The organism is Frateuria sp. GZRe12, assembly GCF_051900535.1.
Lineage (GTDB): Bacteria > Pseudomonadota > Gammaproteobacteria > Xanthomonadales > Rhodanobacteraceae > Frateuria_A.
This window is the reverse complement of the sequence record NZ_JBHZGI010000001.1, coordinates 455117-473029: the sequence shown is the minus strand read 5'-3', so window position 1 is coordinate 473029 and position 17913 is coordinate 455117. Positions and strand designations below refer to the sequence as shown.

The following is a 17913-nucleotide window of genomic DNA, read 5'->3' as shown; positions in this document are numbered from 1 at the left end:
CGCGGCGCAATACCCATTCGATCTATGAGCGATTCCGATTCCCAGCAGCCGCGTCCGGCAGGTCCCGCAGTGCGCCGGCCAAGCGTGGGCGTGCGTGTGGGCAAGGTGATGGTGGGTGGCGGCGCGCCGGTTGTGGTGCAGTCGATGACCAATACCGACACCGAGGATCCGGCCAGCACCGCCAAGCAGATCGCCGAGCTTGCACGCGCGGGCTCCGAGGTCGTGCGCATCACGGTGAACACGCCGGCCGCGGCGGCGGCGGTGCCGCGCATCGCCGAACGGTTGGCGATGATGGGCGTGGATGTGCCGATCGTGGGCGACTTCCACTACAACGGCCATCAGTTGCTCGAAGCCGAGCCGGCCTGCGCCGAAGTGCTGGCGAAATACCGCATCAACCCCGGCAACGTCGGCTTCGGCAAGAAGAAGGACACCCAGTTCGCCTCGATCATCGAGAAGGCGATCCAGTACGGCAAACCGGTGCGCATCGGCGCCAACTGGGGGTCGCTGGACCAGGGCATGGTCGCCACGCTGATGGATGAGAACGCCCGACGCGCGCAGCCGTGGGATGCCGGCGTGGTCGCACGCGAGGCGCTGATCCGCTCGGCGCTCGATTCGGCCGCGCGCGCCGAACAGCTCGGCCTGCCGCGCGACCGCATCATTCTTTCCTGCAAGGTTTCCGGCGTGCAGGAGTTGATCGCCGTCTACCGCGACCTGGCCGCCCGTTGCGACTACGCGCTGCACCTGGGCCTGACCGAGGCCGGCATGGGCTCCAAGGGCATCACCGCCTCGGCCGCCGCGCTGGCCGTGCTGCTGCAGGAGGGCATCGGCGACACGATCCGCATCTCGCTGACGCCCGAGCCCGGCGGCTCGCGCACGCAGGAGGTGATCGTTGCGCAGGAACTGCTGCAGACCATGGGCCTGCGCGCGTTCACCCCGCTGGTTACCGCCTGCCCGGGCTGCGGCCGCACCACGAGCGAGTTCTTCCAGGAACTGGCCAAGACCGTGCAAAGCCACGTGCGCGCCAAGATGCCCGAATGGCGCGTGATGTACGACGGCGTGGAGAACCTCACCCTAGCGGTGATGGGTTGCGTCGTGAACGGGCCGGGCGAGTCCAAGCACGCCAACATCGGCATCTCGCTGCCCGGTAACGGCGAGGCGCCCTCGGCGCCGGTATTCATCGACGGCGAAAAGGCGATGACCCTGCGCGGCGACCGCATCGCCGAGGAATTCGTCGGCATCCTGGACGATTACGTCGCTCGCAAGTACACCGTCCGGACCGCCTGACCCCCCCTTTTTTCCCTCGGCAGCCGCCAGGTTGCCGGGATGTGCGCTGGATCACGCGTTTCACATCCGGCTGTACAGCCGGAGGACAGGCTGTCGACAGTCCTCCTCAGGGCACGGAAGAATGCGCTCCGTGCCATCCCGGTGCCTGGAGTCCGGCGTGTCCATAAGCCCGCAGTTCCGAATCGCATTCCTGTACGTGGCGCTGGCGTCCCTTTGGATCTGGCTCTCCGACCGTGCGCTCGCGTCGCTGGTCCTGGATCCATCGCAACGCGTCTGGGCGCAAAGCGTCAAGGGCTGGTTCTTCGTCATGCTGACCGGCGTGATGCTGTATTGGCTGATCGGCAAGGACCTCCGCCGCCTGGCCGCGATCAACCGCCGGCTGGTGCGAGGACACGAGCAGACCTTGCGCGTGCTCGTGTCGGCGATGGACATCCGCCACAAGGAGACCCGCGACCACTCCGACCGCGTGATGCGGATGGCGATGGGGCTGGCGCGGCTGGCCGGCATGCATGGCGAGGCGTTGCTCGCGGTGAAGTTCGGCGCGCTGTTGCACGACATCGGCAAGCTCGCGATTCCCGACGCCATCCTGATCAAGCCGGGCAAGCTCGACGAGGCCGAGATGGCGCATATGCGCCGGCACCCGGAGATCGGTCGCGAGCTGATGGAGCAGGTCGACTTCCTGCGCGGCGCCATCGACATCCCCTACGCGCATCACGAGCGCTGGGATGGCGGCGGATATCCGCGCGGCCTGCGTGGCGAGGAGATACCGCTCGCCGCGCGCGTCTTCAGCATCGTGGATGTGTGGGATGCCCTGAGCTTTCCGCGCGTCTACAAGCCGGCCTGGCCGGAGGAGGAGGTGCTGGACTACCTGCGCCAGGCCGCCGGCAGCCAGCTCGATCCGCAGCTGATCGAGTTGTTCCTCGCCAATTACCCTTCCATCAAGGCATTGGGCATGGCGAGCCCGCCGCCGGAACTGGCGCAGGCCTAGAGGTAATCGCTCGCGGGCCGCGCGGCGACCTTGCGCCAGCACCTCGGGTCGAACGGTTGCGCGACGAGCGTGCGCACCTGGGCCAGGAACGCATCGCGCGGCATCTCGCGGGCGCCGAGTCCCAGCAGATGCGGGTTGCTGACCTGCGCATCGAGCAGCGGAAACCGCCACTCGCGCAATAACGACGCGAGCGCGACCAGCGCCAATTTCGACCCGCCGCTGCGTGCGCTGAACATCGACTCGCCGCAGAACAGCCGGCCCACGCTCACGCCGTACACGCCGCCGATCAGCGCGTCGCCCTCCCATACCTCCACGCTGTGCGCATGGCCTTGCGTGTGCAGCGAGGCATAGGCGTCGATGATGGCCTGGCCGATCCAGGTGCCCTGCTGGTCCGGCCGCGGTGCGGCGCAGGCGCGCATCACGCGCAGGAACGCCTCGTCCACCGTGACCCGCCAGTCCTTGCCGGCCAGAGCCCGGCGCAGGCTGCGGTTGGCGTGGAACGTCGCGGTATCGAACACGCAGCGAGGATCGGGGGACCACCACAGGATCGGCTCGCCCGGATTGAACCAGGGAAAGATGCCGCGCTGGTAGGCCGCCAGCAGTCGGCGCGGCGAGAGGTCGCCGCCGAACGCGAGCAGGCCATTGGGTTCGGCCAGCGCATGCCGGGGATCAGGAAAGCGCTCGGGCGACGCCGGGTCGAGCAGTGGCAGGCGGATCACCGGCAGGCCCCGGCGTAGGGCGCGTGCGTGGCCAGCTCGGCGGCGTAGTCGTCCATGGCCTGCGCTTCGTGGACGAGCGCCTCGCGCACGGCACGGCGAAACTGCGGGTGGGCCAGGTAATGGCGTGAATGCGTACGTACCGGCACGAAGCCGCGCGCGAGCTTGTGTTCGCCCTGCGCGCCGGGCTCGAAACGTCCAAGGCCGCGGGCGATCGCATGCTCGATGCCGCGGTAGTAGCAAAGCTCGAAATGCAGCCCCGGCACTTCCACGCGGGCGCCCCAGTAACGACCGTAGAGCGCCGTGTCGCTTTGCAGGAACAGCGCCATGGCCTCGATGCGTTCACCGTCCATCGCGCAGGCAACCTGCACGGCGTCGTCCAGGTCGCCCAGCGCCTCGAAGAACGCCCGCGTCAACGCGGCGTGGTTCCCCTTGGCGTCGAAGGTGCCGGCGTAGAGCGCATGGATCTGGCGCCAGGTGTCCTTGTCCAGGCTGGCGCCATCGCGGATGCGGATGTCCAGGCCGGAGGCCCGTACCTGTGCCCGTTCATGCCGGATGTTCTTGCGTTTCTTGGCCTTGAGCGTCGCGAGAAAGTCGTCGAAGCCGCGGTAGCCGTGGTTGTGCCAGTGGAACTGCACGTCCGATCGCGGCAGCCAGTCGCCGCCGAAGGCGCCCAGTTCCGCGTCCTCCAGAAAATTGGCGTGCGCCGACGACAAGCCCATGCGTTCGGTCTCCGCGCGCATCGCCTCCACCAGCGCCTGGCGAAGGTGCGGCGCGCGCGCATCCTGGCCGGCGAGCAACCGCGGGCCGGGTACGGGCGAGTAAGGAACGGCATTGAGCAGCTTCGGGTAGTAATCGCCGCCGGCACGCTCCCAGGCACTGGCCCAGCTCCAGTCGAACACAAACTCCCCGTGCGAATTGCCCTTCAGGTACAGCGGCGCGGCGGCGACCAGGCGGTCGTCCTCGTACAGGCCCAGGTGGTGGGCCTGCCAGCCCCAGTCCGGGCGAATGCATCCGGTGCGTTCGAGCAGGTGCAGGAAGGCGTGCGAGACAAACGGGTTGGCGCTCGCCCGCAGCGCATCCCAGGTCGCCGCGGGAAGCTCGGCGATGGCAGGGTGGAAGCGGGCGGTGAGCATCGACTTTGGGGGCTGCGGGCTTGGCGAGATGCGAGTGGCAAGACTAGCGAAGTTGTCCATCCGACCCAACCGCACGGCAGCGCAACGGATGATTTGACGACGCCATGTTGCACCGCGCCATAATGCGTGCTCACCCGATGAGGATGCGCGCAGTGACCAGGGTCTGGAACTTCAGTGCGGGACCGGCGGCCTTGCCGCAGGCGGTGCTCGAGCAGGCACAGCGCGAACTGCTGGACTGGCAGGGTAGCGGTGCCTCGGTGATGGAGCAGTCCCACCGCGGCAAGCGCTTCATCGCCATGGCCGAACAGGCCGAGGCCGACCTGCGCGAACTGCTCGAGGTCCCGGACGACTACGCGGTGCTGTTCCTGCAGGGCGGCGCGACGCAGCACTTCGCGCAGATCCCGATGAACCTGGCCGGCCCGGGCGAAACGGCCGATTACGTCCTGAGCGGGCACTGGAGCGAGAAGGCCGCCGACGAGGCGGCGCCTTACCTGCGCGTCAACATGGCCGCCAGCAGCAAGGCCGACGGCTTCCTGCACCTGCCGCCTCGCCGCGAGTGGCGGCTGGATCCGCAGGCTGCCTACGTGCACTACACGCCCAACGAGACCATCCATGGCGTCGAATTCCACGACGCGCCCGACGTCGGCGAGGTGCCGCTGGTCGCGGACATGTCGTCGAACATCCTGTCCGGGCCGCTGGACGTGCGCCGCTTCGGACTGATCTACGCCGGCGCGCAGAAAAACATCGGCCCGTCCGGCCTGGTGCTCATGATCGTCCGCCGCGACCTGCTGGCGCGACCGGGCCGACCGATGGCGCGCATCTTCCGTTACGCCGAACATGCCGCGGCCGGTTCCATGCTCAACACGCCCAATACCTTTGGCTGGTACCTGGCCCGGCTGACGTTCCAGTGGCTGAAGGGGCAGGGCGGTCTGGCGGTGATGGGCGAGCGCAACCGCGCAAAGGCAGCGCTGCTGTACGGAACCATCGACGGCTCGAATGGCTTCTACCGCAACCCGATCGAGCCAGCTTCGCGCTCGCGCATGAACGTGCCTTTCACCCTGCACGACGGCACGCTCGATGCTGCCTTCCTGGCCGAATCGGAAGCCGCAGGCCTGCTCGCTCTGAAGGGCCACAAGGCATTGGGCGGCATGCGGGCCTCGCTCTACAACGCGGTGCCGGTGGAGGCCGTCGAGGCGCTGGTGGCCTTCATGCGCGACTTCGCGCGTCGCCACGGCTAGGCGTCCCCTGTTAACGTTTGGACTTCTTTACTTCTGGACAGCCAGATGACCGATCCCAAGGAATCGCTGGGCAAGGTGCGCGATCGCATCGACAGCATCGACCGCCATATCCAGGAGCTGATCTCCGAGCGCGCCAACTGGGCGCGGGAGGTTGCCCGGGTCAAGGGCGAGGGCCTGTCGGCGATCGACTATTACCGGCCCGAGCGCGAGGCGCACGTGCTGCGCATGGTCGTCGACCGCAACAAGGGTCCGCTGTCCGACACCGAGATGGTGCGCCTGTTCCGCGAGATCATGTCCTCGTGTCTGGCCCAGGAGGACCCGCTCAAGGTCGGCTTCCTCGGGCCCGAGGGCACCTTCAGCGAGCAGGCGGTGCGCAAGCATTTCGGCCACGCGGCCTATGGCTTGCCACTGGGCAGCATCGAGGAGGTGTTCCAGGAGGTCGCCGCCGGTCATGCAGATTTCGGCGTGGTACCGGTGGAGAACTCCGGACAGGGCATGATCCAGGTGACCCTGGATATGTTCCTGACCTCCGAAGCACGCATCTGCGGCGAGATCGAGCTGCGCGTGCATCAGTGCCTGCTGTCGAAGGCCGGTGCGCTGGGTGACATCCGGCGGATATTCGCGCACGCGCAGTCGCTGCAGCAGTGCAAGACCTGGCTGCGGATCAACCTGCCGGAGGTCGAGTGCGTGGCGGTCAGCAGCAACGCCGAAGCGGCGCGATTGGCCCGGCATGCCGACGACGCGGCAGCCATCGCGGGCAAGACGGCCGGCAAGATCTACGGCCTGAAGCCGCTCGCCGAAGGCATCGAGGACCGCGCCGACAACACCACCCGCTTCCTGGTGATCGGCCGTTCGCTGTTCCCGCCCTCGGGCAACGACCGCACTTCGCTCCTTATCACCGTCAACGACAAGCCCGGCGCGCTTTACGACGTGCTGAACCCGTTCGCCAAGCACGGCGTGAGCATGAACCGCATCGAGTCACGGCCGGCGCACACGGGCAAGTGGCAGTACGCGTTCTTCATCGACGTTTCCGGCCACATCGACGACGCACCGCTGCAGGCAGCGCTCGGGGACATGGGGCCGGTCGCCACGCAGTTACGCGTGCTCGGTTCCTACCCGGTGGCGTTGCCGTGAGCGGCGCCAGCGACACGGCCGGCCGCCTCGACTGGATCAGTCGCCCGGCGGGCCCTCTGCGTGGCACGCTCACGGTGCCGGGCGACAAGTCCGTTTCCCATCGCGCGCTGATGCTCGCTGCGCTGGCGGAGGGCGATTCGCGCATCCGCGGCTTCCTCGAGGGTGAAGACACGCGCGCCACGGCCGCGGTGCTCGCGCAGCTGGGCGTGTCGATCGAAACGCCGGGGCCAGGCGAGCGGCTGGTGCATGGCGTGGGCCTGCATGGGCTGCGCGGCGCCAACCGTCCACTTGACTGCGGCAACGCCGGCACCGGCATGCGCCTGCTCGCCGGCCTGCTGGCGGGGCAGGCGTTCGACGCCACGTTGGTCGGCGACGAGTCGCTCTCGCGCCGGCCGATGCGCCGTGTTACCGAACCGCTCGCCTCGATGGGCGCCCGCATCGATTCGCAGGCGGGCTTGCCGCCCTTGCAGGTGCACGGGGGACAACGGTTGCGCGGCATTCGTTACGAGCTGCCGGTGGCCAGTGCGCAGGTGAAGTCGGCGCTGCTTCTGGCCGGTCTGTACGCCGAAGGCGAAACCGAAATCCTGGAGCCGCATCCGACCCGCGACTACACCGAACGCATGCTGGCCGCATTCGGCTGGCCGATCGAATTCGCACCGGGGCACGCTCGCCTCACGGGCGGCCATGCGCTGTGCGCCATCGACGTGCAGGTGCCCGCCGATTTCTCCTCAGCAGCGTTCTTCCTGGTGGCCGCAAGCCTGGTGCCTGGATCCGACCTGACGTTGTGCGCGGTTGGCCTGAATCCTCGCCGCACCGGGTTGTTGCAGGCCTTGCGCCTGATGGGCGCCGACATCGAGGTGCTGGACGAGCGCCACAGTGGCGGCGAGCCGGTGGCCGACCTGCGAGTGCGCCACGCGCCGCTGCGCGGCATCGAGCTTCCCGGCGAACTGGTGCCGGACATGATCGACGAGTTTCCGGCTCTGTTCGTTGCCGCGGCAACGGCGCAGGGCACCACCGTGATATGCGGTGCGGCCGAGCTGCGCGTGAAGGAGTCCGACCGCATCGCCAGCATGGCGACAGGCCTGCGCGCGTTGGGTGCACAGGTGGAAGAGACGCCGGATGGCGCGATCATCACCGGCGGCCGATTGGGGCCGGGCGCGATCGAAAGCCACGGCGACCATCGCGTGGCCATGAGCTTCGCCGTCGCCGGCCTCGTGGCGAAGGGCAGCGTGCGCATCGGGGATTGCCGCAACGTCGCGACCTCGTTCCCCGGGTTCGTGGAGCTGGCCAACGGTTGCGGGTTCGCACTGGCGGACGCGTAGTTGCGCCCGTTTGGCGATGGGACAAGCGCGCGCTCCTGCCCACCCGATGCTAGGCTCGCCGCTTTCCCGAGCCCACCACGCCATGTCTGACGTTCCGCCCTTCATCGTCGCCATCCCCGCCCGCTACGGTTCCACCCGTTTGCCGGCCAAGCCGCTGCGTGCCATCGGCGGCGTGCCGATGGTCGTGCGCGTGGCCCAGCGGGCGTTGCAGGCCGGCGCCGGCCGGGTCGTGGTGGCGGTGGATGATGCGCGCGTCGCCGAAGCCCTGGACGGGCAGGGCGTCGATGTCTGCATGACCCGCGCCGACCACGCCTCCGGCAGCGACAGGCTGGCCGAAGTGGCCGAGCACTATGGCTGGGCTGCTGACGCCATCGTCGTGAACCTCCAGGGCGACGAGCCGTTCGCACCCGCCGCAGGCATCCGCGAAGTGGCCCTTGCGCTGGCCGAGGACGATGCGCCGATGGCCACGCTGGCCACGCCCGTCACCGCCGCGCACGAACTGTTCGATCCGAACGTGGTCAAGCTGGTGCGCAGGGCGGATGGGCGCGCGCTGTACTTCAGCCGGGCGCCGCTGCCGTGGGCGCGCGATGCCTTCGTCAGCGACCGCCAGGTACTGCCGGAAGGCGTGCCGTTCCTGCGCCACATCGGCATCTATGCCTACCGCGCGGGCTTCCTGGGCCGCTACACCGGCCTGCCGCGTACGCCGCTCGAACAGGCCGAATCGCTCGAACAGCTGCGGGTGCTGGAACACGGCTTTCCGATCGCCGTGAGGCTGACGCCCGAGCCGTTCCCGCCCGGCATCGATACCGAAGCGGACGTCGAACGCGCGGAGCGCTGGCTGGCCACCCAGCCGTAAACGGCAGGTAGGCTCCGGCCCACCAGGTTTTGTCGCGGAAAAGGAGGCTGGGCTGAAGACCACCCCATGCCGGCCTGGCGGCCTGTTCGGCATCCGGTCACGGCTACCCTTGCCGGAACGGCTAGAATCGCCTTCATGCAGTCGTCCCAGACGCCGCCGTTCGACGGCAAGGCCTTCGTCCAGACCCTGACCACCTCGCCCGGCGTCTACCGCTACTTCGACGCCGACGGTGAGCTGTTGTACGTGGGCAAGGCGGGCAGCCTCAAGAAGCGCGTCGGCAGCTACTTCCTCAAGCCGCGCATGGAACCGCGGATCAACGCGATGGTTTCGCAGATCGCGCGCTGCGAGGTCACCGTCACGCGCACCGAGGGCGAGGCGCTGCTGCTCGAATCGCAGCTGATCAAGTCACTCAAGCCGCGCTACAACATCCTGCTGCGGGACGACAAAAGCTACCCGTACATCTATCTCTCCAGTGGCGAGGACTATCCGCGCCTGGCGTTCCATCGCGGCGCCAAGAACCTGAAAGGCCGCTTTTTCGGACCGTACCCGAGCGCCTTCGCCGTGCGCGAAAGCCTCAACCTGATGCAGAAGCTGTTCAAGGTCCGCCAGTGCGAGGACAGCTACTTCCGCAACCGCTCGCGTCCGTGCCTGCAACACCAGATCGGCCGCTGCACGGCGCCTTGCGTGGGCCTGGTCTCGGTGGAGGACTATCGCAGCGATGTGCGCCATGCCGAGATGTTCCTGGAAGGGCGCAGCAGCGCGGTGATCGATGAACTGGCCACGTCGATGGAACAGGCAGCGATCGCGCTCAACTTCGAACGCGCTGCGGCGTTGCGCGACCAGGTCGCCGCCTTGCGCAAGCTGCAGGCGCAGCACCACGTGCAGGGCGCCAGCGCCGACATGGACGTGGTTGCCTGCCGTATCGAGGGCGGCATGGCGTGCGTCAGCGTGCTGTTCTTCCGCAACGGCATCAGCTTGGGCACGCGCGACTTCTTCCCGCGCCTGCCGCTGGATGCCGAGCCGGCGGACGTGCTGGCCCAGTTCATCGCCCAGTACTACCTGGAGCGGCCGGTGCCGCGCGAGATCATTCTGTGCGAGACGATCCCCGACCAGGCCTTGCTGGCGCAGGTGCTCTTCGAGCAGGCGGGGCATGCGGTGGAGATCAAGTCCAGCGTGCGCGGCGAGCGCGCGCGGTTCCTGCAGATGGCCGAGCGTAACGCGCAGGCCTCGCTCACCTCGCGCCTGGCCAGCCGGCAGACCCTGGGCGCACGCTTTGACGACCTGCAGAAATTGCTGGAGTTGTCCGGGCCGCCGCGCCGGATCGAGTGCTTCGACATCAGCCACACCATGGGCGAGGCGACCGTCGCCTCCTGCGTGGTGTTCGGGCCGGAAGGGCCGGAGAAGTCGCACTACCGACGCTTCAATATCGCCGGCATCACCCCGGGCGACGACTACGCAGCGATGCACCAGGCGCTCACCCGACGCTTCCGCAAGGTGGCGGCGGGCGAGGGCGCAAAGCCCGATGTGCTGCTGATCGACGGTGGTGGTGGTCAGGTTGCGCAGGCGATGGACGTGCTGGCGGAACTTGGTGTCACCGGCATCGAGGTGGTGGGCGTCGCCAAGGGCCCGGGTCGCCGCGCCGGCGAGGAAACCCTGGTGCTGGCCAACTCCGGCCGCGAGATCCACCCCGGCTCGGCCTCGCCCGCGCTGCACCTGGTCGCCGCCGTGCGCGACGAGGCGCACCGCTTCGCCATCAGCGGGCACCGCAAACGCCGGGAAAAGGCGCGCGAGCGCAGCATCCTGGAAGACGTGCCGGGCATCGGCGCGCGGCGGCGCGCGGCGCTGCTCAAGGCCTTCGGCGGCCTGGCCGGGGTCGAGGCCGCCGGCGTCGAGGAACTGGCTTCGATCAAGGGCATCGATCGCGGCCTGGCCGAGCGCATCTATGCCACCCTGCACGGCTAGCCCGCCAGCTCCCGTGCGACACTGATAACGACAACCGACGGAAAGGACGATGCGCATCAACCTCCCCACCTGGCTGACCCTGTTCCGTGTGGCGCTGCTACCGGTCATGGTGGTCGTGTTCTACCTGCCGTTCCGCGGACACAACATCACCGCCGCCATCGTCTTCGTGCTGGCCGCCTTCACCGACTGGCTCGACGGCTACCTGGCGCGCCGGCTCAATCAGACCTCGGCGTTCGGCGCCTTCCTGGATCCGGTGGCCGACAAGCTGATGGTCGCGGTGACGCTGTTCCTGCTGGTCGAATCCCACCGCGGCGGCTGGCCAGGCATCCTGATGGCGGTGACCGCCGCGGTCATCGTGGGCCGCGAGATCAGCATCTCGGCGCTGCGCGAATGGATGGCCGAGATCGGCATGCGGGCCACGGTGAAAGTGGCCTTCGTCGGCAAGCTCAAGACCGTGATGCAGATGATCGCGCTGGTCGTGCTGATCGTTCAGCACGAGAAGGAGGCAGAGGCGTTGCGCCTGTACCACATCGGTGAAGGGCTGCTGGTGATCGCCGGTGGACTGACCATCTGGTCGGGCATGCACTACCTGCGCGCCGCCTGGCCGATGCTGCGCGGCGACCCGCCGAAGCAGCCCGGTATCGACAAGGCTTGACGAGCCTGTTTTCGCCGCTAAAATGCGCGGCTCCGATGCGGGAATAGCTCAGTTGGTAGAGCACGACCTTGCCAAGGTCGGGGTCGCGAGTTCGAGTCTCGTTTCCCGCTCCAGTTTCTCTCGAAGCCCCGGCCATGCCGGGGCTTCGTCGTTTACGGCGGGCGCTACGGAAACATGCAAAAACCGCGGCGAGGCCTTCACATCCCGCCCGGTTCTGCTATCCTTTCCGACTCTGATGCGGGAATAGCTCAGTTGGTAGAGCACGACCTTGCCAAGGTCGGGGTCGCGAGTTCGAGTCTCGTTTCCCGCTCCAGTTTCAAGAAACCTCGGACCACCGGGGTTTTGTTTTTTAAGCGGACCGCAACCATGCGTTCCGTGCGCGATGGCCAGGTGGCAGAGTGGTCATGCAGCGGCCTGCAAAGCCGTGTACGCCGGTTCGATTCCGACCCTGGCCTCCATTGCGCGATCCTCGAAGGCCCGCCACCAGCGGGCCTTTTCGTTTGGTGCGTTTCGAAGCCGCAGGGACTGCTTGCGGGCGATGCATTCTCCGAGTTCGCCGGCCTCTCGCGAGGCGCGCTCCAGCAAAGGCAGGCGGGTGCTACGATCCTTGGCCTTATGCCCGGATGGCGAAACTGGTAGACGCAAGGGACTTAAAATCCCTCACCCTCGCGGGTATGCGGGTTCGACCCCCGCTCCGGGCACCATCGACGATCACGCCATGTCCAATCCGCACATTTCCGATGCCTCGGGCGACCACGATGCCGTCGCCCCGGGGGCGTGCAAGCCCGCTCCTGCGGCCGATTCGCGGACGCTGACGGTACTGCTGGTAGAGGATGACGCTCTCATCCGCATGGACGCGGCCGACATGCTGCGCGAACTGGGACATGAGGTTGTTGAGGCCGACTACGGCCCCGATGCGTTGGCGGTGCTTCAGGCGCGCCACGTCGACGTACTGGTCACCGACGTAGGGTTGCCCGGGATGTCGGGTACCGAGCTGGCCGAACTCGCCCGCCAGGTGCACCCGCGCATCGGCCTTGTGTTCGCTACCGGCGACACGGAGCTGGCGAATCGGGAAGGGCGACCAAGCGGCGCGATCCTGTGCAAGCCCTACGATGGCGCCAGCCTTGCCGAAAGCCTGCGTCGAGCGTTTGCGCTGCCATAGGCGGGCACCGGTCGGCCAAAAGAAAAGCCGGCATCCTGCTTGCGCTGGAATGCCGGCTATTCGGGCATCGCATGGATGCCGGATTGGTGGAGGTGGCGGGAGTCGAACCCGCGTCCGAAGGCGCTTGACGCCCGGTACTACATGCTTAGCTCACCGTTGGATCTCGTCCCGCGACAGCACGATGTGCGAAGCGCATCGAAGGACCAGCCCGCTTGATTTGACCCTAAGCCGACAGGCGGCAGCTTTGGGCGATCCCGTGATAATGACCCTACATCCACGAGCACAGGCACAAGTGGGTTCGGGGCTAGGCCTTAAGCGGCCAGAGCGTAGTTGTCGTCGTTGGCAACTATGAGTTTGCGGCTGGATTTACGAGGAAAGCTGCCCCCTCGGCATGCACCAAGCCATCTCACTACCCCCGTCGAAGCCAGGACACCCCCGGGGAAAACCTGAGCTGGTCAGTCGAACAAGTATATGGGGCCGACATGGCGCGCTTCAATGCGCGCGTGCGTAAGGATCGTTCAGGCCTCGCGATTGTGGGCGCGCATGGTGCGCTGTTTCTCGCGCTGCCAGTCGCGTTCCTTCTCCGCGTCGCGCTTGTCGTGCGCCTGCTTGCCGCGGGCCAGGCCGATCTCGACCTTCACCTTGTTGCCTTTCCAGTACATGGCGATCGGCACCAGGGTGTAGCCCTTGCGCTCGACTGCGCCGATCAGCTGGTCGATCTCCTGCTTGTGCAGCAGCAGCTTTCGCGTGCGGCGGTCCTCGGCGATGACGTGTGTGGAGGCGCTGATCAGTGGCGGGATCGAGGTCCCCACCAGGAAGATCTCGCCCTTCAGCACGACCGCGTAGCCGTCGCCGAAATTGATGCGCCCGGCACGCAGTGCCTTCAGTTCCCAACCCTGCAGCGCAATGCCGGCTTCGTACCGTTGGTCGATGTGGTACTCGTGGCGGGCGCGCTTGTTGAGCGCGATGGTCCCGCCGGCGTGCTTGTCCTTGTCCTTCGCTTTTGCCATGTCCGCTAGACTTGCGCCTTTGCGGTGCGCCGGAAGCCGTCGCACCGAATGATGGAAGAGGTAGCCGTGATCGAAATCCGACGAAGCGCCCTGGTCAATTACACGCCGGCGCAAATGTTCGATCTGGTCAACGACGTCGAAGCATACCCAAAGCGCTTCTCCTGGTGTGCCGGTGCGCGGGTGCTCGAGCGCGAGGGCGACGTGCTGGTGGCGCGGCTGGATCTGAAATACGCCGGCCTCAAACAGGGTTTCACGACCCGCAACACCACCGAACCGCCAAAGCGCCTGCGCATGCAACTGGTGGAAGGGCCGTTCCGCAGTCTGGACGGCCTATGGGAATTCATTCCGCTAGGCGAGCATGGCTGCAAGATCGCCTTCGCGCTGGACTTCGACTATGTGGGCCTGGGCGCCACCGCAATCAAGCTCGGGTTCCAGGCGCTGGCGAGCAAGATGGTCGAGGACTTCGGTCGCGAGGCCCAGCGCACGTATGGCTGAGATCACGGTAGAAGTGGTGCTGGCGCTGCCCGGGCGCACGTTGCTAAAGCGGCTGGTGCTTGGCGCAAACGCGACGGTGGCCGACGCGATCGCGGCGACTGACCTGGGCCGGAACGGCGCGCTGGTCGATATGCAACGACTGGGCATCTTCGGTCGCCGCGTGCCACCCGAACATCGGCTGCGCGACGGCGATCGCGTGGAGCTGTACCGGATGCTGGTGCTCGATCCGAAGGAGGCGCGCCGGCGCCGCGCCCGCTGAAATCAGCGACTGCCGTTGTCCGGCGGCGTCGAGCCGCTGTCGTCGGTGCCGTTGGTGTTCTTGTCGCCCTGGTTTTCGTCGACGGGGTAGGTGACGTGGTACTTCTTGCTTTCCTCGAGCATCTTCTCGGGATCCTGCGCGAAGAAGTCGCCGTCGGTGCGCACCAGCGTGTCGTTGTTGAAAGTGAGCGTGAAGGTGCGGATCTTGATCTTGCCGCCGCGGTGCTGCTGGGTGGACACGTAGTCCCAGCGGTTCTGGTTGAACGGCGTATGCACGGACGGCGAGCCCAGCAGCACCAGCACCTGATGCTTGGTCATGCCTGGCTTGAGCTGATCGACGTCCTTCTTGTCAAGGAAGTTGCCTTGCTGCACGTTGGGGACATAGACGAGTCCGCAACCCACCAGCGTAAGCGCCAGCATGGCGGAACCGAGCGTGCGAATCAGCTTGTGCATGCGTGTTTTGCGTCCGGATCGTGAAGGGGGCGATGATACACTAATGGCCTTGATACGCCGTGCGTGGAGCGAGCCATGGAACAGGAAACCAGAGAGCTGCGCCGGGTCGGCCTGAAGGTCACCCACCCGCGCATGCGGATCCTGCAGATCTTCGAAGAAGAGGGTGTCCAGCACCTCACCGCCGAAGACGTCTACAAGAAGCTGCTGGCCGAACAGGAAGACATCGGCCTGGCAACGGTGTACCGCGTGCTTACCCAGTTCGAGGCCGCGGGCATCGTGGTCAAGCACAACTTCGAAGGCGGCCAGGCCGTCTACGAGCTTGACCGCGGCAAGCACCACGACCACATGATCGACGTAGACAGCGGCAAGGTCATCGAGTTCGTCAGCGAAGAGATCGAGCGGCTGCAGAAGGAAATCGCCGCCAAGCACGGTTACGTGCTGGAGGATCACAGTCTGGTGCTGTACGTGCGGCCCAAGAACAAGGCCCGCTGATCCGAACCGCATGAGCGCGCCTGCGGCGGATGCTCTGCCGGGCCGGGAGAAGGCAGAGCCGCGCAAGCTGGCTCCCACCATTGAAATGCGGCGTACGGGGCGGGCATAAAAAAAGCCGCGGGAGGACTCCTGTCCACCCACGGCTGATCCGTTACCACATAGCGCTTCGGCAGTGCGAATTGCTCGCTGGCCGGGTGGCGCCGTTGGTACCGGCGGAACGGCATCCTGCCGTTCTTCGTGGCCACCGTCCCCACGGTGACCACGGCACGCCATCTTGCGACGGCGGCTCCCCCACATCGATGGACCGATGCTAACGAGCTGTTCACGACTCCGGTATTGGAAAAATTCCTATGCCAGCCGACCGGGTTCACGGCCGGACGTGCTGCTCCGCAGCAAAATCCGCAGGTGGACGCCTTGGCGGTCGGGCCTCAGCCGGAACAGGCCACCCAGCGAGGTGACGCGGTCGCGCATGCCCTGCAGGCCGCGGCCGCCGCGGGGCAGGCGGCTGGGCAGGCCCACGCCGTCGTCGCGGATGTCGAGCAGGGCCAGCACCACCCCATGGCGCTCGCCGATGCGCAGACGCAGGCGGAATTCGCTGGCCTGGGCGTGCTTGACCGCATTGGTGGCGCTTTCCTGTACCAGGCGGTACACCGCGATGCGGGTGTCTTCGTCCAGCAACCGCGGGTCGCCGCGCATGTCGGTGTGGAAGACGATGCCGGCGGTGGTCAGCAGGTCGCGGATCGGACCTTCGTCCAGCGCCCGCAGCAGGCCGAACTCGTCCAGCACCGCGGGACGCAGGTCGTCCAGCAGGCGATGCAGGGCGCGGCGCATGTAGCCGAGGATGGTGTTGATCGAGACGCTGATGTCTTCCAGCCCCGCCTGACGCAGGCGCACCTGCGCGAGTTTCATGTGGGTCTGGATGGCCGTGATGTTCTGGCCGAGCTCGTCGTGCAGCTCGGCGGCCATATGCCGGCGCTGGTTTTCCTCGGCCTGCAGGTTGCCGCGGGCCGCGTCGCGCAACTGTCGGGCGAGTTGGTCCAATCGACGGTTGACCGCGCCCAGGTAGACGTTCTGTTCGGCCACCCGTTCGCTGCTGCGGCGCAGGGCGTCGGTTGCCGCGCCGAGCATGAGCGCTCCGGTGCCAGCGACAGCCAGGAACAGATAGCCAGCGGCGCTCTGCGCATGCCCCGGCTGATGGTCGACCGCCGTCATGCCCAAGCACGAGATCAACATCGCCAGCGTGGCGCCGCGCCAGCCGTGGCGGAAGGCGAAGAACAATACCGGTGCCAGCGACAGCACTCGGGCGAATTCCGGCTGGGGCGCGGCGTGCTCCGATAGCATCAGCAACAGCGCCATCGCCGGCAGCATCACCAGCAGCCCGTCCATCACCAGGCTGGCCACCATCTTTCGGTTCGGTCGCGCACGCAGCAGCATGATCGACAGCGGCGCCACCAGCAGTACGCCCAGGTAATTCCCCAGCAACTCGCGGCCGAGCGCGCGCACCATCGCCGCGGGGGCCGCGCTTTCATGCAGCAGCGCCAGCAACACCGCATCGGCGGCCGCCACCGCACCGACCACCAGCACGGCCGAAAGCAGCAGGCGGGTGGCTTCCTCCGGGTCGCGCAGGCTGGCGTGCAGATTCACCCGGCGCAACAGCCACAGGCTTACCGCCATGATCAGCGGCTCGGGCAGGTCGCCGATCACGAAGGTCTCCCACCCCATGGGCAGGCCCGAACGCAGGTCCAGGATGGCGGTCACGGCCAGCTCGAGCCCCAGCAGCCAGAACCACTGCCGCACCGGCACGATCAGCAGCGCGGCGAAGCGCAGGCCGAAGGGCAACATCCAGTAAGGCTGTTGCGTAGGCAGCAGCGCCAGCCACAGCAGCGCGTAGACCACGCCGAGCAGCGGACCGGATTCGGGCAGGGAAAAAGGCTTCGATCGCATGCTGGCGATGGTACATGCGACTGTTGCCTGCCCAGCGCTCGGCGGATGGTTGGGCAGGGGCGGCCGGTCTCTTATAGACTCGGTGAGGCAGGGCCGGACGCGGGGGCGTCCGAAGCGGTTGAGCCGCGTACGGCGTACCGCCCGAAACAAGCAAGTCAGCGGGGCATCATGTACAGCATCGTTCTGGTCGACGACCACGCCATCGTCCGCGAAGGTTTCAAGCGGCTCATCGAACTGGAGCCGGATCTGGAAGTGATTGCCGAATGCCGTTGCGCCGACGATGCAGTGGACGCGATCAACCAGCGTCGCCCCGATCTCGTCGCGCTGGACCTGTCGCTTCCCGATGGCAGTGGCTTGCCACTGATCGAGCACCTGCACAGCCTGGCGCCGGATACGCATATCGTCGTGCTGAGCATGCACGACGGCGAACCCTACGTATCCGAGGCGCTACGTCGTGGCGCCAGCGGCTACGTCACCAAGGGCGCGGCGCCGGAGGAACTGGTGGCAGGTCTGCGCCAGGTGATGCAGGGCGAGACGTTCCTGAGTTCCGACCTGCGCCAGCGTCGTGCCGAGCGGCCCAGCGAGGCGCTCGATCCGGTCAACCGGCTTACCGCGCGCGAGCGCGAGGTGTTCCTGCTGCTGGCGGCAGGCAAGGCGCCCAAGCAGGTCGCGGCAGTGCTCGGGGTGGGCCAGAAGACCATCTATATCCATCGCGCCAGCCTGATGGGCAAGCTGGGCGCGGGTTCGGAACTGGACCTGTATCGGATGGCGAGCGAGCGCGGGCTGTTGTCCGAGCGCAAGAACTGAC

The 17913-nt window shown here is 67.1% G+C and carries 18 protein-coding genes, 4 tRNA genes and 1 other RNA gene; 17 read left to right on the top strand and 6 right to left on the bottom strand.

The genetic code is table 11. The features are described from left to right. Nucleotides 1–24 precede the first annotated feature (24 nt). Both ispG and ACFWZ4_RS02165 read left to right on the top strand, forming a co-directional pair. Nucleotides 25–1284 (top strand): flavodoxin-dependent (E)-4-hydroxy-3-methylbut-2-enyl-diphosphate synthase, encoded by a 1260-nt coding sequence (ispG, locus tag ACFWZ4_RS02170; RefSeq protein WP_439703106.1) that lies wholly within the window; start codon nt 25–27, stop codon nt 1282–1284. 157 nt (nt 1285–1441) lie between these two features. Next, a complete protein-coding gene (locus ACFWZ4_RS02165; RefSeq protein ID WP_439703105.1) occupies nt 1442–2272 on the top strand; it encodes an HD-GYP domain-containing protein in 831 nt (276 codons plus the stop codon). Here ACFWZ4_RS02165 and aat read toward each other — a convergent pair. Both aat and ACFWZ4_RS02155 read right to left on the bottom strand, forming a co-directional pair. Next, nucleotides 2269–2991 (bottom strand): leucyl/phenylalanyl-tRNA--protein transferase, encoded by a 723-nt coding sequence (gene aat, locus ACFWZ4_RS02160; RefSeq protein ID WP_439703104.1) that lies wholly within the window; start codon nt 2989–2991, stop codon nt 2269–2271. The two genes, ACFWZ4_RS02165 and aat, sit on opposite strands and share 4 nt — an antisense overlap. Continuing rightward, nucleotides 2988–4124, bottom strand: coding sequence for a GNAT family N-acetyltransferase (locus ACFWZ4_RS02155; protein WP_439703103.1), 1137 nt, complete (start codon nt 4122–4124; stop codon nt 2988–2990). The genes aat and ACFWZ4_RS02155 overlap by 4 nt, the downstream gene beginning before the upstream one ends. Before the next feature lie 152 nt (nt 4125–4276). Here ACFWZ4_RS02155 and serC point away from each other — a divergent pair, with 152 nt between their 5' ends. The 11 genes from serC (at nt 4277) to ACFWZ4_RS02100 (ending at nt 12453) form a co-directional block, all read left to right on the top strand. Next, nucleotides 4277–5362, top strand: coding sequence for a 3-phosphoserine/phosphohydroxythreonine transaminase (gene serC / locus ACFWZ4_RS02150; RefSeq protein ID WP_439703102.1), 1086 nt, complete (start codon nt 4277–4279; stop codon nt 5360–5362). Nucleotides 5363–5407: 45 nt separating this feature from the next. Beyond that, nucleotides 5408–6496, top strand: coding sequence for a prephenate dehydratase (pheA, locus tag ACFWZ4_RS02145; RefSeq protein WP_439703101.1), 1089 nt, complete (start codon nt 5408–5410; stop codon nt 6494–6496). Beyond that, nucleotides 6493–7818 (top strand): 3-phosphoshikimate 1-carboxyvinyltransferase, encoded by a 1326-nt coding sequence (aroA, locus tag ACFWZ4_RS02140; RefSeq protein WP_439703100.1) that lies wholly within the window; start codon nt 6493–6495, stop codon nt 7816–7818. Before pheA ends, aroA begins: the two co-directional genes overlap by 4 nt. Before the next feature lie 82 nt (nt 7819–7900). Beyond that, complete coding sequence (gene kdsB / locus ACFWZ4_RS02135) at nt 7901–8674, top strand: 3-deoxy-manno-octulosonate cytidylyltransferase (protein WP_439703099.1); 774 nt, start codon at nt 7901–7903, stop codon at nt 8672–8674. Between the two features lie 135 nt (nt 8675–8809). After that, a complete protein-coding gene (gene uvrC, locus ACFWZ4_RS02130) occupies nt 8810–10636 on the top strand; it encodes an excinuclease ABC subunit UvrC (RefSeq protein ID WP_439703098.1) in 1827 nt (608 codons plus the stop codon). Nucleotides 10637–10685: 49 nt separating this feature from the next. Beyond that, the gene (pgsA, locus tag ACFWZ4_RS02125) at nt 10686–11291 is read left to right on the top strand and encodes a CDP-diacylglycerol--glycerol-3-phosphate 3-phosphatidyltransferase (protein ID WP_231325114.1); all 606 of its coding nucleotides are present in this window, start codon (nt 10686–10688) and stop codon (nt 11289–11291) included. Nucleotides 11292–11328: 37 nt separating this feature from the next. Next, a tRNA-Gly gene (locus tag ACFWZ4_RS02120) sits at nt 11329–11404 on the top strand. A 124-nt stretch (nt 11405–11528) separates the two neighbouring features. After that, a tRNA-Gly gene (locus tag ACFWZ4_RS02115) sits at nt 11529–11604 on the top strand. Between the two features lie 71 nt (nt 11605–11675). Then, nucleotides 11676–11749, top strand: a tRNA-Cys gene (locus ACFWZ4_RS02110). 159 nt (nt 11750–11908) lie between these two features. Next, nucleotides 11909–11995: transfer RNA gene (locus ACFWZ4_RS02105), tRNA-Leu, on the top strand. A 14-nt stretch (nt 11996–12009) separates the two neighbouring features. Continuing rightward, nucleotides 12010–12453, top strand: a complete 444-nt coding sequence (locus ACFWZ4_RS02100; protein ID WP_439703097.1) for a response regulator — start codon at nt 12010–12012, stop codon at nt 12451–12453. An 84-nt stretch (nt 12454–12537) separates the two neighbouring features. Here ACFWZ4_RS02100 and ssrA read toward each other — a convergent pair. Next, nucleotides 12538–12890, bottom strand: a transfer-messenger RNA (tmRNA) gene (gene ssrA, locus ACFWZ4_RS02095). An 81-nt stretch (nt 12891–12971) separates the two neighbouring features. Beyond that, nucleotides 12972–13463 (bottom strand): SsrA-binding protein SmpB, encoded by a 492-nt coding sequence (gene smpB / locus ACFWZ4_RS02090; RefSeq protein ID WP_091336452.1) that lies wholly within the window; start codon nt 13461–13463, stop codon nt 12972–12974. 66 nt (nt 13464–13529) lie between these two features. On the opposite strand from smpB, the gene ACFWZ4_RS02085 reads away from it, so the two are divergent. Both ACFWZ4_RS02085 and ACFWZ4_RS02080 read left to right on the top strand, forming a co-directional pair. Next, nucleotides 13530–13958, top strand: coding sequence for a type II toxin-antitoxin system RatA family toxin (locus ACFWZ4_RS02085; RefSeq protein ID WP_439703096.1), 429 nt, complete (start codon nt 13530–13532; stop codon nt 13956–13958). Continuing rightward, nucleotides 13951–14217: an RnfH family protein gene (locus ACFWZ4_RS02080; RefSeq protein WP_439703095.1), complete on the top strand. Its 267-nt coding sequence runs from the start codon at nt 13951–13953 to the stop codon at nt 14215–14217. Before ACFWZ4_RS02085 ends, ACFWZ4_RS02080 begins: the two co-directional genes overlap by 8 nt. A gap of 2 nt (nt 14218–14219) precedes the next feature. On the opposite strand, the gene ACFWZ4_RS02075 is transcribed toward ACFWZ4_RS02080, so the two are convergent. Further along, nucleotides 14220–14669 carry an outer membrane protein assembly factor BamE gene (locus ACFWZ4_RS02075; protein ID WP_439703094.1) on the bottom strand — a complete coding sequence of 150 codons (450 nt, stop codon included), beginning with the start codon at nt 14667–14669 and terminating at the stop codon, nt 14220–14222. 75 nt (nt 14670–14744) lie between these two features. On the opposite strand from ACFWZ4_RS02075, the gene fur reads away from it, so the two are divergent. Next, nucleotides 14745–15161, top strand: a complete 417-nt coding sequence (fur, locus tag ACFWZ4_RS02070; RefSeq protein WP_439665965.1) for a ferric iron uptake transcriptional regulator — start codon at nt 14745–14747, stop codon at nt 15159–15161. A gap of 348 nt (nt 15162–15509) precedes the next feature. On the opposite strand, the gene ACFWZ4_RS02065 is transcribed toward fur, so the two are convergent. Beyond that, entirely contained in the window at nt 15510–17105 is a 1596-nt protein-coding gene (locus tag ACFWZ4_RS02065) for an MASE1 domain-containing sensor histidine kinase (protein WP_439703093.1), read from the bottom strand. Nucleotides 17106–17273: 168 nt separating this feature from the next. On the opposite strand from ACFWZ4_RS02065, the gene ACFWZ4_RS02060 reads away from it, so the two are divergent. After that, a complete protein-coding gene (locus ACFWZ4_RS02060; protein WP_231325262.1) occupies nt 17274–17912 on the top strand; it encodes a response regulator transcription factor in 639 nt (212 codons plus the stop codon). Nucleotide 17913 lies beyond the last annotated feature (1 nt).

What these genes read in the sequence shown, in the direction of transcription:
- ACFWZ4_RS02065 (WP_439703093.1), bottom strand. Translation starts at nt 17,105, where the DNA reads ATGCGATCGAAGCCTTTTTCCCTGCCCGAATCCGGTCCGCTGCTCGGC.
- ACFWZ4_RS02075 (WP_439703094.1), bottom strand. Translation starts at nt 14,669, where the DNA reads ATGCACAAGCTGATTCGCACGCTCGGTTCCGCCATGCTGGCGCTTACG.
- ACFWZ4_RS02060 (WP_231325262.1), top strand. Translation starts at nt 17,274, where the DNA reads ATGTACAGCATCGTTCTGGTCGACGACCACGCCATCGTCCGCGAAGGT.
- ACFWZ4_RS02155 (WP_439703103.1), bottom strand. Translation starts at nt 4,124, where the DNA reads ATGCTCACCGCCCGCTTCCACCCTGCCATCGCCGAGCTTCCCGCGGCG.
- pgsA (WP_231325114.1), top strand. Translation starts at nt 10,686, where the DNA reads ATGCGCATCAACCTCCCCACCTGGCTGACCCTGTTCCGTGTGGCGCTG.
- ACFWZ4_RS02080 (WP_439703095.1), top strand. Translation starts at nt 13,951, where the DNA reads ATGGCTGAGATCACGGTAGAAGTGGTGCTGGCGCTGCCCGGGCGCACG.
- uvrC (WP_439703098.1), top strand. Translation starts at nt 8,810, where the DNA reads ATGCAGTCGTCCCAGACGCCGCCGTTCGACGGCAAGGCCTTCGTCCAG.
- smpB (WP_091336452.1), bottom strand. Translation starts at nt 13,463, where the DNA reads ATGGCAAAAGCGAAGGACAAGGACAAGCACGCCGGCGGGACCATCGCG.
- kdsB (WP_439703099.1), top strand. Translation starts at nt 7,901, where the DNA reads ATGTCTGACGTTCCGCCCTTCATCGTCGCCATCCCCGCCCGCTACGGT.
- pheA (WP_439703101.1), top strand. Translation starts at nt 5,408, where the DNA reads ATGACCGATCCCAAGGAATCGCTGGGCAAGGTGCGCGATCGCATCGAC.
- ACFWZ4_RS02100 (WP_439703097.1), top strand. Translation starts at nt 12,010, where the DNA reads ATGTCCAATCCGCACATTTCCGATGCCTCGGGCGACCACGATGCCGTC.
- ispG (WP_439703106.1), top strand. Translation starts at nt 25, where the DNA reads ATGAGCGATTCCGATTCCCAGCAGCCGCGTCCGGCAGGTCCCGCAGTG.
- fur (WP_439665965.1), top strand. Translation starts at nt 14,745, where the DNA reads ATGGAACAGGAAACCAGAGAGCTGCGCCGGGTCGGCCTGAAGGTCACC.